Below are 16,364 nucleotides of genomic sequence, written 5' to 3'. Positions count from 1 at the left end.
TATGACAAAAGAGATTCTGCTGAGCATCTCCGGCCTGCATATGCTGGAGGAAGAGGATGGAAATGTGGAGGTAGTCACGGCAGGGGACTATTATAATCGGAACGGAAAACATTACATCCTTTATGACGAGGTGGTGGAGGGGCTCAGCGGCCACATTAGCAACCGGATCAAGATCAGCGGCGATTCTGTGGAGGTCACAAAAAAGGGTCTGACCAACACCCAGCTGATTTTTGAAAAGGGAAAGAAGCATATGACCCGGTATCAGACCCCCTACGGGATTCTGAATCTGGGCGTTTTGACCAGAGACGTTCAGGTGCGGGAGGAGGATGCCCTCATCGGGGTAAAAGTGGAATATATTTTGGAGGTCAATGAACAGCATCTGGCGGAATGTACCATCGAGATGCAGGTGAAGCCCCGGGCGGCGGGGAATCTGAGCCTGCAGGAGACATAAAACCGGCTTACTCTTATGCCGGAATCAAAAAGACGGGTAATGAAAAGGACAGGTGCTCCGGTTTGGATACCTGTCCTTTAAATTCATGTTCCAAAAGCTCTGAAAACCGGCCTTTACTTGCCGAAATGACGCTTGAAGAATCCCTGCTTCTTCACCGGAACTTCCAGGCCGCCCCGGGCACTCTTGATCTCGGTGATGTAGATACCGCTGACTACGACCTTTACCTCCTTCTTTACGGGAAGAAGTTCAAATACCTGAGCGTCGCATGCCAGAGTCATAATCCTGGGACCAACCTTGGCCTTCACGATGGGAAGCTTATTTCTGCGAAGAAGCTTCGGGGTCTGCTCGATGACCTGTACAGGAAGGCCGGATTCGGAAAGTTTCATCTTCTTTTTATCGATGATCAACATGCTGACAGTCTGTGCTACCGCATCCATCTGCTCCTTCTGAACAGCCTGGCGGCGCTGCGCCTTTCTGCCAACGAAGTACAGGACTACCAGTGCCGCAGCCAGTACCACTAAAATTACAATTAAGACGATTGTAAGCTTTGACATAATACTTTGTTCCTCCTAGGTTTCACGTAAATCACATTATAACAGTTTTTACCGTAAAGTGCAAGGAGAAAAGGCTGCTTGCCCTGCATCTGAAAATATGCTATGGTAGGGAAAGCAGTATCCGTATTCAGAATACGCGGAGGGGAGTATGACTTCGGATTCTGACGACTGTAAAGGAGAAAAAATATGAAAAAGAGATGGATGACGGCTGCGCTGGTGTGCGTACTGGCACTGACAGGCGGCTGCGGAAAGAGTAAAAGCACAGATACAGCAAAAACAGAGACAGAGACAGGAATCGCGTCTCTCTACCCGGACAGCAAGATTACAAAGCTGGGGAACTATAAGGGCGTGGAGGTCGCGAAGGCAGATCTGGAGGTAACTGACGATGAGATTCAGACAGAGATCGATAATCTTCTGGCTTCCAATCCCACCTACACCAAGCTGGATAAGACTGTAGTAGAGGATGGCGACTGGGTCAATATCGACTATGTGGGCAAGCTGGACGGAGAGGCCTTTGAGGGTGGTACTTCTCCGGAGGGCGGTTACGATCTGCTCATTGGTTCCGGTTCCTTTATCGACGGCTTTGAGGATGGCCTTATTGGCAAGGAAGTAGGTACAAGCTTTGAACTGCCGCTGACCTTCCCGGAGACTTATACGCCGAATCCGGATCTGGCCGGACAGGACGTGGTATTTGAGGTAACGGTCAATGCCATCGAGGAGGAGACCACGCCGGAGTGGAACGACGAGTTTGTACAGGCAAATACAGAGTATGATTCCGTGGATGCGTATATGGAGGGGACCAGAACAAGCCTTCAGGAGCAGAAGGATTCCCAGAAGGAATATTATGTGATGCAGGCCATCGTGGATGATTCTGAGTTTGCATGTGCGGATTCCGATATCCAGTCTCTGGTAGACACGAAAACCAAGCAATATGAATCTTACGCGTCCATGTACGGCATGGAGCTGGCGGATTTCCTGAGCGCCGTAGGCGTAAGCGAGGACTCTTTGAAGGAGGACGCACAGTTCCAGGTACAGTGCGCCCTGGTCATCGACGCCATTGCGAAAGCAGAGAATATGACCATCAGCGATGAGGAATATCAGACAGGTCTGGAGGATCTGGCTAAGCAGTACAGCGCGGATTCCACGGAGGGCTTTGAGGAGCAGTACGGAAAAGACGAGGTAGTCAACAGCCTTCTCTACGACAAAGTGCTGGATTATGTGGCAGAACAGGCAGTGGTAAAATAAATGATAGATACAATACTCTGGGATTTGGATAATACAATCTTTGATTTCAGCAGGGCGGAGCGCATCGCACTCCGTAAAACTCTGGTGGAGCTGGGTGTGGAGCCTGTGGAGACGACCCTGAACCGGTACAGCGAACTGAACGACGCCCAGTGGAAGCTTCTGGAGCTGGGAAAGCTCACCAGGCAGCAGGTGAAAGTACGCCGGTATCAGCTTCTTTTCGAGGAGCTGGGTGTGGATGCTTCCGCGGAGCAGGCGGCGAAGCTGTACGAGGGTTATCTTGCCTTGGGCCATTATTATATGGATGGAGCAGAAGAGGTTCTGGAGACGCTCCGGGGTCAATACCGGATGTATCTGGTAACCAACGGAACGGCCAGTGTCCAGCATGGACGGGTGAACAGCTCCAATCTCATGAATTATATGGAGGATATGTTCATTTCGGAGGAAGTGGGCTACGATAAACCCAGCAATGCGTACTTCGATGCCTGCTTTGCCCGGATTCCTGATTTTCATAAGGAGCATGCAGTTATCGTGGGCGACAGCCTGACTTCGGATATCCGAGGGGGAATCAATGCGGGAGTCCGTACTATCTGGTTCAATCCCAGAGGGATAGAACCTTCTGCAGAGCTGAGTCCGGACAGGGAGATCCGGAAGCTGTCAGAGCTGCCGGAACTGCTTTCTGAGCTGTAGGGCTTGAGCACGGAATAGACAAAAACAGATAAAAATAGATTCAGATACAGACAGAAAAGACAGGGCGCTGCCGGAGAAATCCGCGCAGCGCTTTTTACCGTAAAAATAGCTTGACAAATGACGCTATCTGTCATACCTTTACGGAAGAGATAAATGATAATATTTCTCAATAAGAGAATACGATTAAGAAGAAAAGGGACGGAAGAGGAGCGGCATGACATTAAGAGAATTACCTATCGGAAAAACAGCCACCATTGTATCTGTAGGCGGTGAGGGAGAGTTGCGACAGCATTTTCTGGACATGGGCCTGATCCCCCAGGGCGAGGTCACTATGGTAAAATACGCGCCCATGGGCGATCCCATGGAGCTGCGGATTCACAGCTACGAGCTGACCTTGCGGCTGGCAGATGCGGAAAAGATAGAGATCGAGAACATGCGGGACGCAAAAGAGGAAAAGCCCAGGATACGGCGGGAGCGGACAGATCATCCGGGTCTGGGCGAGGGAGGAAAGTACCATTTTAAGGAGACGGAGCATCCGCTTCCGGAGAGCGAGCTTCTGACCTTTGCCCTGGCGGGCAATCAGAACTGCGGAAAGACCACCCTGTTTAATCAGCTGACCGGTTCCAACCAGCATGTGGGCAACTTCCCCGGCGTTACCGTGGATCGTAAAGACGGCGCTATCCGCGGAAAAGAAAATACCCTGGTGACTGATTTGCCGGGTATCTATTCCATGTCTCCCTATTCCAGCGAGGAGATTGTAACCCGGAATTTTGTGCTGAACGAACACCCGAAGGGAATCATCAATATCGTGGACGCCACGAATATTGAGCGGAATCTGTATCTGACTATGCAGCTCATGGAGCTGGATATCCCCATGGTACTGGCGTTAAATATGATGGATGAGGTCCGGGAGAATGGCGGTTCCATTCTCATTAACCGGATGGAGGAAATGCTGGGTATCCCGGTGGTTCCTATTTCCGCCGCGAAAAATGAGGGCATCGACGAACTGGTATCTCATGCGCTTCATGTAGCCAAATATCAGGAGAGTCCCCAGGAAATCGACTACTGTGACGCCAACGAGGACGGCGGTGCCGTACACCGCTGTCTGCACGCCATTATGCATCTGATCGAGGATCATGCAAAGGAAGCACAGATTCCGGTGCGGTTCGCGGCGTCCAAGCTGGCTGAGGGTGACAAGCTGATTCTGGAGGCACTGAATCTGGATCAGAATGAAAAAGAGATGCTGGAGCATATCGTAACCCAGATGGAGACCGAGCGTGGTCTGGATCGGGCGGCAGCCATTGCTCATATGCGGTTTGACTTTATTGAGAGCGTCTGCGATGAGACGGTGGTAAAGCCTCACGAGAGCAAGGAGCATCTGCGCAGTGTCAAAATCGACCGGATTCTGACGGGCAAGTATACAGCTATTCCCTGTTTTGTGGGAATCATGGGACTGGTCTTTTACCTGACCTTCGGCGTTATCGGCGCAGTTTTATCCGATCTGCTGGATCAGGGTATCACTGGGCTGGGCGTTGCCGTGGACCGCTGGCTGACCATGGGCGGGGCCAGCGATGTCATTCATTCCCTGGTGATTGATGGTATCTTTAACGGCGTGGGCAGTGTGTTGAGCTTCCTGCCGATCATTGTCACTCTGTTTTTCTTCCTGTCTCTGCTGGAGGACAGCGGCTATATGGCCCGTGTAGCCTTCGTCATGGACAAGCTGCTGCGGAAAATCGGTCTGTCCGGACGAAGCATTGTGCCTATGCTGGTAGGCTTTGGCTGTACGGTGCCGGGTGTCATGGCAAGCCGTACCCTGCCTTCCGAGCGTGACCGGAAAATGACGATTCTGTTGACGCCCTTTATGAGTTGCTCTGCGAAGCTTCCGATTTATGGATTCTTTGCGGCGGCATTTTTCCCGGGCAAGGCGGCGCTGGTGATGATAGCTTTGTATTTCGGCGGCATCGCCATGGGTATTCTGATGGCGCTGCTACTGCGCCATACCATGTTCAGCGGCGAGGCGGTTCCCTTTGTTATGGAGCTGCCGAATTACCGTCTGCCGGGCGCAAAGAACGTGGGACATCTTTTGTGGGACAAGGCAAAGGATTTTCTGCAGCGCGCATTTACCGTTATTTTCCTGGCAACGCTGGTGATCTGGTTCCTGCAGACCTTCGATCTGCATCTGACCCAGGTAACGGATTCCCAGAACAGTATTCTGGCACATGTAGCCGGCGTGATCGCGCCGATCTTCAAGCCCATGGGCTTTGGTGACTGGCGGATTTCCACGGCGTTGATTACCGGTTTCCTGGCCAAGGAGAGCGTAGTATCTACCCTGTCCATTCTGTTTGGCGGAACCGGAACGTTATTGAATGTCCTGACGCCGCTGGCGGCGGTAAGTCTTCTGTCCTTCTGCCTGCTCTATACGCCTTGCGTGGCGGCTATTGCTTCCATTAAGCGGGAGCTTGGCGGAAAATGGGCGGTGGGAGTCGTGATTACCCAGTGCGTCATCGCCTGGATCGCGGCATTTGCGGTACATTTGATCGGAACGATATTTTAAGGCAGATAATGCGATACCGGTAATAATAGGGAATTTATTTTACCTTGAGCGCATAATCTTTCATTCCGGGAATGGCCCCGCCTGCCACAGCCCATAGATACAGACTTGCGACGCTGCAGTAGGGATGGAATCTGCGACGGTATTTTTGAAATAGCTTCCGGTCTATTTTGCGATGATGGTAAACCATCCGAAGTCCCCGCTGGATGGCCAGGTCGTCATAACTGAAGATATCCGGCCGTTGGAGGCAGAAAAGAAGAATCATTTCTGCCGTCCATATGCCGATTCCCTTTAAAGAGGACAACGCTTTTACAGCTTCCTCATCACCCATTTCAGAGACAGCCTGCAGATCAAACTTGCCGCAGTGTACCTTGTCTGCGAAATCCCGGATATACCCGGCCTTCCGAAAGGTCATGCCGAGAGACTGCAGGTCCGTAATATCTGTTTCCAGAATGGTTTCCGCATTTATGACACCCAGACGATCCCGCATCCGCTGCCAGATGGTGGCCTGTGCTTTGGTGGAAATCTGCTGACCAATGATGTGGTGAACGACGGAAGAAAATAGATCCGGATCGGTCTCTCTTTCTATGAGCCCGATCTGATCCATCACGCTGCCAAGTCTTTGATCTTTATTCTTCAGATATAAAATTTCTGTTTCTCCGTATGTAAAATACATGACGTATCCTTCCTGTCCGGTAATCTCCGGTGTTTTTCTCCTTATGATTATACCGCAATTTTCCTCCAGGTGGTATGGATTTATTGCCTGATACCATCAGAATATTCTTCGGGCGATTGTACAAAAACAGGAAAACTGATATACTGAAACTGAGCGGAAAACCTTCAGGACAGCGGCTTTATGCAGAGCGCAGGCGCATAACTGGGGCCCCCTTCTCATAGGATGTAAAAAACGTTCTTATGGGGGAAAACCTTGAAGGATTATATCGAAGAACGCGCGGTAAACATTGCGAATTATATCATAGAAAACAATGCGACAGTGCGTCAGACGGCAAAGAAGTTCGGAATCAGTAAGAGTACGGTACATAAGGATGTGGCAGAACGTCTCCTGCACATCAATCCAAGTCTTGCAAAGCAGGCCCGGAGGGTTCTGGACGTGAATAAATCAGAGCGGCATATCCGGGGAGGGCTGGCCACAAGAGAAAAATATCTGCACCAGCATGGCAGAGCATAGAGGGGCGGGTAAGGCCCCTTTATACTCCGCAACGGAGAGAGATGCAAAGCAGAGTTCTGTTCCATTTACAGTGAGAGGAAAGGAGAAGGACAATGAATGCGAGAGAAAACTATGAGGTATGGTGTAATAGACTTGAAAAAGAGGATCCGCTTTACCGGGAGCTGGAGGAGATTGCCGGAAATGAGGCCGAGATCACCGATCGTTTCTATCAGGAAATCGTATTTGGCACGGCAGGTCTCAGAGGAATCTGTGGAGCAGGGACCAACCGGATGAACACCAGGACGGTGGGACGGGCTACCCAGGGAATTGCCAACTATATTCTGCAATCCGGTGAGGATCCGAAGCGGGGTGTGGCAATCGCCTATGACTGCCGGTATCATTCCCGGGAGTTCTCGGAGTTGGCGGCAGAGATACTGGCCGGAAACGGAATCCATGTATATCTGTTTCCTTCTTTGCGCCCCACGCCGGAGCTGTCCTATGTGATCCGGCTTTTGGGGACGGTATCCGGCATTAATATGACGGCAAGCCACAATCCAAAGGAGTACAACGGATATAAGGTATACTGGGAGGACGGTGCACAGATTTCCGGTGCGGTTTCAGACGGAATGATGGCCGAGATTCAGAAGCTGGACATGTTTGGAAGATTTCAGCGGATCACGCTAGACCAGGCAGTGGAACAGGGACTGGTGACCATGCTGGGTGAGGAGACGGACCGGAAATACCTGAATTATGTGCTTTCACTGTCCCAGAGAAAGACAGAAGAACTGGATCTGGCAGTGCCTGTGGTTTATACGCCTTTAAACGGAGCAGGAAGTATTCCCATGCAGCAGGTGGCACAGGAGCGGGGATTCCGAAATTTTGTTATGGTGCCGGAACAGAAAGATCCGGACCCGGAATTTACGACGGTTCCATTTCCGAATCCGGAGAATCCAAAGGCTTTTGCACTGGCGGAAAAGCTGGGAAAAGAGCGGGAAGCGGAGCTTTTGATTGCCACGGATCCGGACAGTGACCGGATGGCGGTGGAGATCGCCGACGGTCGGGGAGGCTACGTTCCGCTGAACGGAAATCAGACAGGGGCTATGCTGATCGCATATATGGCAGAAGCAAAAAAGGAGCATGGCGGGCTTCTGAAAAAGAGCGCCATGATTAAATCCATCGTAACGGGCGAGTTCGGACGGGCAATTTGTGAGGCCTATGGGATTCAGGTTTTTGAGACACTGACAGGCTTTAAAAATATCTGCGGTAAGATTCCGGAGCTTCAGAAGCAGGGATATACTTATTTCTTTGGATATGAGGAGAGCATTGGCTGCGCTCCGGGTGAAGAGGTCCGTGATAAGGATGGTATTGCTGCGGGAATGCTGATGATGGAGATGGCTGCTTACTATCGGAAAAAGGGACAAAGTCTCCGGGAGGTCCTGGAGGGGCTATATGAACGATATGGATATTTTGCGGAAAAGCAGGTATCGATGGTGCTGCAGGGGAAAGAGGGACAGGAGCGAATCGGACGGATTATGGACGCTTTCCGGAAGGAAAAGCCGGTGGGATTCGGAACATTCCGAATAGAGCAGACGATTGATTTCGCTCATGGATGGAAGGATATTCCGGCTCAGAACGCGTTAAAATTCCGAATGACGGATGGCAGCTGGTTCGCTATGCGGCCATCCGGAACAGAACCAAAGCTGAAATTTTACTATTATACACGGATGGCAGGGCGAGCCGAAGCAATGGAGCGGGCGGAAGCTCTGGCAGAGGCGGTGGCGGAGCAGATCGGGAAGATCGAATAAGAGATATCCCGGTGGATTTAAATGAATCTCAATATTGAGTCGTCTCATCTCCTTCAAACTTCACTGTCACCACACAAATCTCCCCATCTGTCCCCACGCGCATGGCTGGTCCCCAGACACCGACGCCGGAGGTGACGATGCTGTGGAGACGGCCTTTTTGGAGATAGCCGCAGGGATTTTCCCAGAAGAGCTTTACAGTCAGATTCCCGGGGAAGAGCTGGCCATCATGGGTATGACCGCAGAGCTGCAGGTCAGCACCGGCTTTTTCCAGTTCTTTTAGCTGGCGGGGTTGGTGTTCCAGGACGAAGACGGGACGGGAGTGATCAAGGCCGGAGAGCAGTTCCTCAGGGGACTTTCGATTTCGTGTCCCGTCCCCGGGTTTTTGTGCATCCTTTCGGCCCACCAGATAGAAGGCATCATCAATAGAACAGACCTGATCATCCAGAAGCTGGATTCCGGCTTTTTCAAGGAAATTTTCAAATCTGGGATCCCGGAGATTATGGGTTCCGGAGCCTACAGAAAAACCACCAAGAAGGCGTTCGCTCACATCGTGATTGCCAAATACGGCCCAGGAACCGTAGGTGCTGCGGATTTCAGACAGCAGCTGAGCAAGCTTCTCCGGATTTTGGACGGCTTCATATTCATTGTCAAAGATATCCCCGGCAAAGAGAACCAAATCTGCATCCTGTTCGTTGACAGCGTCTACCATTTGACGGATTTGTTTTTCACCGACATTGTATCCGAGGTGCAGATCTGCTGCGAGAACAATCTTCAGCTGTTTGTGACCGGGACAACTTTTGTCAAGAGTGATTTCGTAGGGAGTGACATATAAATGGTTTGAATGGATGATTCCATAAAAGCTGACGGCCATTACGACGAGCGTCAGAAGCATGCCGGCCAAAATATAACCGGTTCTGCAAAAAAAGAAAGCGTGCAGAATTCCATGGGTATGCTTCAAAATCAGGCGGAGCAAATCTGCAATACCGATGCAGAGCAGGATATACAGAAAGGTGCCAAGCCAGTAATTACTAAGGCGTTTGATAAGCGCCTGCGGCCTGGATGCAGGCAGTAAGAAGGCAAAGAGCAGAGAAAACGCCAGCAGAGAATAAATAGTAATATAAGGAACGATAAACCAGCGGGAATGGAATAGGGCGGAACAGGCCGTTAACCATTTATGTACCCGATGGAGGATATACAGGTTCAGAATAAGGTAAACCGGAATAATGAGAAGTAACAGCATATGCAAGTCCTCGATTTCATGCGTTATTTTGTAAAAATCAAGTTGCGGTAGCGGTTGACGCAGGCCAGAATCTCCTGACGACGGGGGCGGGCCAGGGAAGCGCGCACATCTCCATGTTCAAAGAGACTTTCCAACCCATGGGTATCAAGCTGCGTTTCCAGAAGATCAGCCAGTTCTTCCATGGGTCTGCGACCGTCCATTACAGAAAGTTCCAACTTTTTCAAAATATAAGCCAGGGCCAGAGTCTGTTCACTATCCCGCAGCTGCTCCAGATAGCGTAGTTCCACGGAATTGTATCCAAGGGAAAGTTCACTGGTGCCGAGAGCCTTGAGCTTCAGCCGGTCATTCTTTTTCAAAGCAGTATCGGGTTTGGGGCAGCGCTTTTTGTCGGGTAGCACAAAGGCAGAGGTTTCCGCGGAAAATACGGGAAATTCAGCGGCTGCATTTCTGGCTTTTTCTGTAATGTCCAGAGGGATATATTCTTTCATCTGAATAATATGATCTGCCACGTAGAAATAAGAGCCTGAGCTTCCGGCCACCAGGATAGAGGAGATCCCCAGATCCTCATAAAGGCTGCGAACCCGTTCAATAAAGGGAATGATCGGCTCCTCCTCGGGGGATACGACTGCCTGCATCAGGCGATCCCGGATCATAAAGTTTGTGGCGGAGGTATCCTCATCGATGAGAAGAAGACGGCTACTGCTTTCGATACTTTCCATGAGGTTGGCAGCCTGGGAAGTACTTCCGCTGGCATCCTCTGTGGAAAAGTCCGCAGTATTTCTGCGTCCGGGCAGCCGACGGATAAAGGGAGAGATATCCACGTTGGTAACGCTGCGGCCATCTTCAGAACGGAGTTTCCAGGCACTGGCATCTGTAATAACCAGTTCCCGGCCGTCTCCCGGAATATGGTTATAGACGCCGTTCTGCAAGGCTTGAAGAACCGTGGATTTTCCGTGATAGCCTCCGCCCACAAAGAGCGTAACACCCTTTGGGATCCCCATGCCGGCGATGGTTCCACGGTGAGGCAGCACGAAAGTTACTTCCATAGAAGCAGGAGATACAAAGGGAACGGCCTGGTTCATGGGTTTGTCGGAAATACCGCTCTGGCGGGGCAAAATAGAGCCATTGGCGATAAAGGCACAGAGCCCCAGTTTGTCCAGCTGCTTTCGGACATACTGCTGATCTTCACAGAGATAGATGGCTTCCCGAAGCTGCTCCTGCCGGATATTTCGAAAATAGAGGCTGTTCCGGACGCAGACCGGAAGAATGTCAAAAAGCATTTTTTCCAGGCCCCGGGCGTCGATAGTCCGTCCATAAGCGGGAAAACCGGCCTCAAACCGGAGTGTGACAGCTCCATTTTCCACACGGCAGGCCGTCCGCTCCAGCACCTCCTGACCGCAGCGGGACACGGTTAAAAGACCGCTTTTGCCGGATCCTCCTGCCTGCTTGCTGCCCCGGACGATCTGCGCACCGAAGATACGGGTCAGATGATCCTGCAGAGTAATGCGCTTTTCCGGTGTATCATAGAACTCTGCCGGAAATGCCGCCCTTTTTGCGGGAACGATGACGGAAAGCCGGGAAGGAGCGGCAAAGGGATCTCCCTGGACATGGTCGATGGAGAGTACATAGTCTCCGAAGTCATAGCGCTCTTTTAAGTCCTTATAGGCCGGATAGCTCCGATGATCGATGGAGCGCAGCCGGTTTCTTAATTCTTCTGATGATTTCATAGAAAACTCCTTTTTATAACAATGTAAATATGATTTCTGCGGATATTGATGCTATTATAACACCCGAAATGCGTTTGGAAAATAAAAATAAGAGAAACGTAAGAAATTCTAAAGGAAAGCTTCTCCTTCCTCTGATATAACAGAAATATACGATGGGCAAAAGAGGAACAGCTATGAATAAAATGGAAAAGCAATACCAGATAGAAAAACGAAGGAGAAGAAACCGCCGCAGACGCCGTCGGGCCAGATTCCGGTTTTTGGCTGCCATGATGGGAACGTTGCTGGGGGCGGCTTTATTGATTCTAGTGGCTTACGGGGCGGTGAATCTCCTGTCCGGCTTCGGAAAAGTGAATACAGAAAAGTTAAGTGAAAAGGGATACCCGGAAAGCCTGGTTCAGCTGGTAGAGCGGAATCCGGAGACCGAGGATTTTGTGTTGGATTATCCTAAATACAAGGGACTGAAAGACATTGATGTGTCCAAAGAAGTGACAAAAGGCGAGATCCCGCATTTTATCCAGTGGGACGAGCGCTGGGGCTACGAGACCTACGGCAATGATTTCCTTGCTGTGACAGGCTGCGGTCCCACCAGTCTGTCTATGGTGTACTGCGGATTGACCGGAGATACGGAGTGGAATCCCTATCGGGTGGCGAAAATGGCCGAGGAGAACGGCTACTATGTGGAAGGCTCCGGCTCTTCCTGGGAGCTTATGACCTCCGGCGCGGAGAAACTGGGTCTGACTGTATCGGATGTGAGCTTTGACAGGGAGCACATTCTTGCTGCACTGAAGGACGGACATCCTATTATCTGTGTGGTGGGACCGGGAGACTTCACCGATGCCGGGCACTTTCTGGTATTGACTGGAGCAGATACGGACGGTAAAATTAAAATAAAGGATCCGAACAGCGTAATTCGGACCAATGAGACCTGGGAGCTGGAGACCCTGATGGCGCAGATTAAGAACCTTTGGAGTTACAGCTACTGAGTGTAAGGGAGGCCGCATGAAGAGGAAAAGCTATAGATATATGGCAGGGCTGTGTCTGGCGTTGATACTGGCCGGATGCGGATCCGGAGAAAGGAAAACAGAGGAAGCCGGAGGAAAGACAGAGGTTCCGGCGACCGTGGATACAGCAGAGGAAAAGGCGGGCTCAGAAGAAACGACAGCAGAGACATCAGAAGCAAGAGATCTGACTACCGAGGAGCTTCGGAGCTTCACGGACTGGATTCAGAGAGCAGAAAACTATGGTTTCCTTTTATCGGAATACCGGGATCCGAAGGACGCAGATCTGGGAGAAATTTTTTACTCGGGAGCAGGAATCGCCACAGAGCCGCTGACCGATGCGGAACGGCAGGAATATCTGGAGGTATCCGGTCGGGAAGATATAGATACGGACTGTGTCCGGCTTACCACGGAACAGATCAACCGTGTCCTGATCAAAAGACTGGGCTATACGTTGGACGAGATGAGTCAGGAGCTGCCGTGGTTTTATCTGGAGAAAGCAAAGGTCTGGGTCACGGAGCATGGAGATACGAATTATGTAAACTTCACCTGTGTCAGCGGACGGGAGCTGTCGGCGGGGGTCTATGAGCTGGAGTGCGTCCCGGGAGACGCTTCCTACCGGCCATATGTGCATTCCTGTCACCTGACTTTGCAGGAGAAGGGAGAGGATTACCGGATTCTTTCCAATGTGTTCGACGACAGTCTGACCTATTCCAGATCCATTTACCGGATTGATAACCAGAGCTTTAAGGTAGATTTGGGCGGAAGCTGGGGCGAGGTGATTTTTACCTCCTATGCGCCGGGACAGACCATGTACGGCAATCAGGACGTGAGCTTTTCCCTGGTACAGGATAATGCGGAGATCTACGATTTCCCCAGCGTCACTGCAGACAACTACCGGGATCCCGCCTGCTTCCGGGAAGTTCTGGCAGTCAGCTTCCAGGACTGCAACGGAGACGGCTGGAAAGACGTCATCACCATTTGTGACTACGAAAATATCTACGGGGAAGCAGCCGGCGAACACTTCAAAGAAGTCCGCCTCTACCAGAACATGGGCTACAGCTTCCGTCTGGATACCGATAAAATGGACTACCTGAACGCCAACGGCTTCAACAACACCATCGACGAAGTCATGCAGCACATCCCCGAAGCCCGGGAAGCTTCCGGCAAATAAGCGTCAGGTGGAGCCTGAAGGGCTCCTGCCCAGCGTCCTCCGGGTGCGCCGCAAAGCAGCCACGTCGTAGAGGTTTTCAGAACAGAAGTCAGAAAAAGCAGGGGGATCCCCTGCTTTTTCGTCCGTCTTATATAACAGCTGCCTTACAGCGTCACTGCATACTCATAATCCATCATAAAGTTGGTTACGCCGTCCATAGCCAGCTCTCTCGGGTCGAGCTCCAGCTCACCGTCACGAACCTTATTGTAGGAAACCGGCATATACTGATGCAGCATATTCATCGGAATCTGATACTTTCTGAGGTTCTCAAACAACTTGTCCATAGCCTCGGTAACCTCCGGCTGGCCGATATAATAACGTGCCCGGTCAGAGAAGCTGTACTTTCGCGCCAGAGCCAGCTGTTTGTCATCGCCGTGATAATGCTTCTGCCAGTTGGCCGGATTCTTCATCATGACCTCATCCAGGGTCTCGATGAAGTGAGCCTGTTCAGCCTCAGGAACCAGTTCCTTCTCCATGAAGCTCAGAGCGAACAGTGCCTCGCGCAGACCATAAGTGAGAGCCGGTCCTACCTTCAGGATTGCGATGCCGTCCTGACACATATTGCGAAGGCTCTCCGGGCTCTGATAGTCGGCGGAATGACCCTCGAAGCAAACCTCAGGGTAATCCTTCAGAGCTGCGCACAGGTCAAAGGCAGCGTCATGGTCATACAGGAAGACCTGATCATCACCGAATTCCACGCCGGGCTGAACAACTACAGCGATCACATCGTTCATACCTTCCTCGATGCCCTCTTCCTTGAAGACACGGCGGTAAGTAGCTACCGTATCGCGGAAAGCGTCCGGGCTGGTAACAGCCAGAGTATCCTCAGCCTCCTGAGCGCCGCCCGGGATGGGAACCTCGGAACCGATGACGAATACGGGGCGCAGTACGTCCGGCTTCTCCGCCTTCAGCTCTTCATAGCCCTTCATAGCCGCTTTATAAAGAATTGCGCCGCGGCGGGCGATGGTCTCAGTGGAAAGAAGACCCTCCGGATCGTCAGCTACCTTCATGCTGGTGTCCAGATGAATCTTAGTGAAGCCTGCACGGGCATATTCATATACCAGCTCGATGGACTTGTCCATAGCTTCTTTCTCCGGAAGATTCTGCCAGGTCAGCGGTCCCAGGTGGTCTCCGGCCAGAATCATCTGATGCTCCGGAACGCCGATCTTTTCAGCCATTTCCAGAACCATCTTGTAGAAATCCTTGGGGACCATTCCGGTGTATCCGCCATACTGGTTTACCTGATTGGCGGTAGCCTCGATCAGAACCGGTCGGTTCAGCAGCTTCGCGCGGCGCAGCGCCATCTCAAGAACCAGCGGGTTAGCGGTACAATAGGAAGGAATACCGGCTTTGATACCGTTTCTGCGGTCTTCCATCATTTTCTGAAGCGGGTGTTTCATTTTTATATCCTCCTTAAAATCCAACAGATAAATGGTTTACATAACATAGTTATTCTACAGCTGAGCTTCGCCTCTGCAGTAGGTCTGAGCTACGGAGTAATCCTTCTCCAGAACCACCATATCAGCATCGTAGCCCACGCCGATGGCTCCCTTATGATCATCCAGACCGAGGCAGCGGGCCGGGTTGATGGTGCAGGCGTTAATCGCGTAATTGAACGGAATCATCGCTTCCTCTACCAGAATACGCAGTCCCTGATTCAGACGCAGGGTGGAGCCTGCCAGACCGCCGGTGGAAGTCAGATGGGCGCTGCCGTCCTCATAAATGATAATTTCATTTCCGCCAAAGATGTATTTGCTTCCTGCAGGTGAGCCCTTTGCCATGAGCGCGTCGGAAACCATGATGCCGTAATCCGGTCCCTTGGACATAAAGTAGTTGTTCAGGGCAGCGGGGGTGGAGTGATTGCCATCGCAGATGATCTCTCCGTACATGGTACGCAGACGGTATGCGGCGCCTACCAGGCCATTGTCACGATGCTTGAAGGGCGTCATGCCATTGTATACATGGGTCATGGAACGTGCGCCGTGGGCGTAAGCCATTACGGCCTGATCGTAAGTAGCTGCGGAATGTCCGATGCTGACTACTACGCCGTTCTCTGTCAGATACCGGGTCAGAGCGAAGTCTTCGTCGGTCTCGGTGGCCATGGTGATGTATTTAATATGACCCTTGGCAGCCTCCTGGTAATGCTTGAACTGCTCAATGGTGGGTTTTACGATATACTGCTCCGGCTGGGCTCCCTTGTAGACCATATCCAGATACGGTCCCTCAAAATGGATGCCGAGAATCTCAGCGCCTTCATAGCCGTTCTCCATGACCTTGGCCACATTGGCAACAGCGCCTGTCAGAACTTCCACACTCTGGGTAATGGTGGTTGCCAGAAATGAGGTCACGCCCTCGGTGACAATATTCTTGGTCCAGTTGCGAAGACCCTCTTCGTTGGCGTCGTTGGTGTCGAAGCCGAAAGCGCCGTGGCAATGGATATCCATAAAGCCCGGAACGATACGGAGATCGCCATAGTCCTTGTCGGCCGGTTTACTTCCATAAGGAAGAATCTCTGTGATTTTGCCGTCGTTGATTTCGATCTGAGCGGCAATAAACTGATCTGCGATCCATACTTTCTTACTTTGAATCAGCATGTGTATTCCCTCCTGTTTTAAATAAGACAACATTGTTTATCCTTATTATAGCATCGGTTCCGGAAAAGAATTTGCATTTTTTAAGCCAAAGATTATGAGTTTTAGTAGGCATATTGTTTTTTGAAAATGCT

14 protein-coding genes are annotated in these 16,364 nt (G+C 51.3%); 8 read left to right on the top strand and 6 right to left on the bottom strand.

Translation table 11 applies throughout. From position 1 onward, the window contains the following. Position 1 precedes the first annotated feature (1 nt). On the top strand, positions 2-451 hold the full coding sequence (locus H8S44_RS01455) for a DUF1934 domain-containing protein (RefSeq protein WP_186872831.1): 450 nt from the start codon (positions 2-4) through the stop codon (positions 449-451). Positions 452-564: 113 nt separating this feature from the next. Here H8S44_RS01455 and H8S44_RS01450 read toward each other — a convergent pair whose 3' ends face one another. Beyond that, entirely contained in the window at positions 565-1,005 is a 441-nt protein-coding gene (locus H8S44_RS01450; RefSeq protein WP_186872832.1) for a hypothetical protein, read from the bottom strand. A gap of 186 nt (positions 1,006-1,191) precedes the next feature. Here H8S44_RS01450 and tig point away from each other — a divergent pair, with 186 nt between their 5' ends. The 3 genes from tig (at position 1,192) to feoB (ending at position 5,491) form a co-directional block, all read left to right on the top strand. Beyond that, positions 1,192-2,250, top strand: a complete 1,059-nt coding sequence (gene tig, locus H8S44_RS01445; RefSeq protein ID WP_186872833.1) for a trigger factor — start codon at positions 1,192-1,194, stop codon at positions 2,248-2,250. After that, on the top strand, positions 2,251-2,937 hold the full coding sequence (locus H8S44_RS01440) for a YjjG family noncanonical pyrimidine nucleotidase (RefSeq protein ID WP_186872834.1): 687 nt from the start codon (positions 2,251-2,253) through the stop codon (positions 2,935-2,937). Between the two features lie 214 nt (positions 2,938-3,151). Further along, positions 3,152-5,491: a ferrous iron transport protein B gene (feoB, locus tag H8S44_RS01435; protein WP_186872835.1), complete on the top strand. Its 2,340-nt coding sequence runs from the start codon at positions 3,152-3,154 to the stop codon at positions 5,489-5,491. 34 nt (positions 5,492-5,525) lie between these two features. On the opposite strand, the gene H8S44_RS01430 is transcribed toward feoB, so the two are convergent. After that, entirely contained in the window at positions 5,526-6,164 is a 639-nt protein-coding gene (locus H8S44_RS01430; RefSeq protein ID WP_186872836.1) for a DNA-3-methyladenine glycosylase family protein, read from the bottom strand. Positions 6,165-6,416: 252 nt separating this feature from the next. Here H8S44_RS01430 and spoIIID point away from each other — a divergent pair, with 252 nt between their 5' ends. Together spoIIID and H8S44_RS01420 are read left to right on the top strand one after the other, a co-directional pair. Next, complete coding sequence (gene spoIIID, locus H8S44_RS01425; RefSeq protein ID WP_186872837.1) at positions 6,417-6,677, top strand: sporulation transcriptional regulator SpoIIID; 261 nt, start codon at positions 6,417-6,419, stop codon at positions 6,675-6,677. Positions 6,678-6,769: 92 nt separating this feature from the next. Continuing rightward, a complete protein-coding gene (locus tag H8S44_RS01420; protein ID WP_186872838.1) occupies positions 6,770-8,461 on the top strand; it encodes a phospho-sugar mutase in 1,692 nt (563 codons plus the stop codon). A 28-nt stretch (positions 8,462-8,489) separates the two neighbouring features. Here H8S44_RS01420 and H8S44_RS01415 read toward each other — a convergent pair whose 3' ends face one another. Together H8S44_RS01415 and H8S44_RS01410 are read right to left on the bottom strand one after the other, a co-directional pair. After that, the gene (locus H8S44_RS01415; RefSeq protein ID WP_186872839.1) at positions 8,490-9,701 is read right to left on the bottom strand and encodes a metallophosphoesterase; all 1,212 of its coding nucleotides are present in this window, start codon (positions 9,699-9,701) and stop codon (positions 8,490-8,492) included. 23 nt (positions 9,702-9,724) lie between these two features. Next, entirely contained in the window at positions 9,725-11,428 is a 1,704-nt protein-coding gene (locus tag H8S44_RS01410) for an ABC-ATPase domain-containing protein (protein WP_186872840.1), read from the bottom strand. A 173-nt stretch (positions 11,429-11,601) separates the two neighbouring features. Between H8S44_RS01410 and H8S44_RS01405 the strand changes: the two genes are divergently transcribed. Beyond that, a complete protein-coding gene (locus H8S44_RS01405; RefSeq protein ID WP_243167440.1) occupies positions 11,602-12,411 on the top strand; it encodes a C39 family peptidase in 810 nt (269 codons plus the stop codon). A 16-nt stretch (positions 12,412-12,427) separates the two neighbouring features. Next, positions 12,428-13,600 carry a hypothetical protein gene (locus H8S44_RS01400; protein ID WP_186872841.1) on the top strand — a complete coding sequence of 391 codons (1,173 nt, stop codon included), beginning with the start codon at positions 12,428-12,430 and terminating at the stop codon, positions 13,598-13,600. A 143-nt stretch (positions 13,601-13,743) separates the two neighbouring features. On the opposite strand, the gene H8S44_RS01395 is transcribed toward H8S44_RS01400, so the two are convergent. Both H8S44_RS01395 and nagA read right to left on the bottom strand, forming a co-directional pair. Next, positions 13,744-15,039, bottom strand: coding sequence for a class II D-tagatose-bisphosphate aldolase, non-catalytic subunit (locus H8S44_RS01395; protein WP_186872842.1), 1,296 nt, complete (start codon positions 15,037-15,039; stop codon positions 13,744-13,746). Between the two features lie 54 nt (positions 15,040-15,093). Continuing rightward, the gene (nagA, locus tag H8S44_RS01390; protein ID WP_186872843.1) at positions 15,094-16,233 is read right to left on the bottom strand and encodes an N-acetylglucosamine-6-phosphate deacetylase; all 1,140 of its coding nucleotides are present in this window, start codon (positions 16,231-16,233) and stop codon (positions 15,094-15,096) included. Positions 16,234-16,364: the final 131 nt, after the last annotated feature.

Source organism: Anaerosacchariphilus hominis, assembly GCF_014290175.1.
GTDB classification, from domain to species: Bacteria; Bacillota; Clostridia; order Lachnospirales; family Lachnospiraceae; genus Laedolimicola; species Laedolimicola hominis.
Note: the sequence above shows the minus strand (reverse complement) of the source record. Positions and strands in the feature narration are given on the sequence as shown.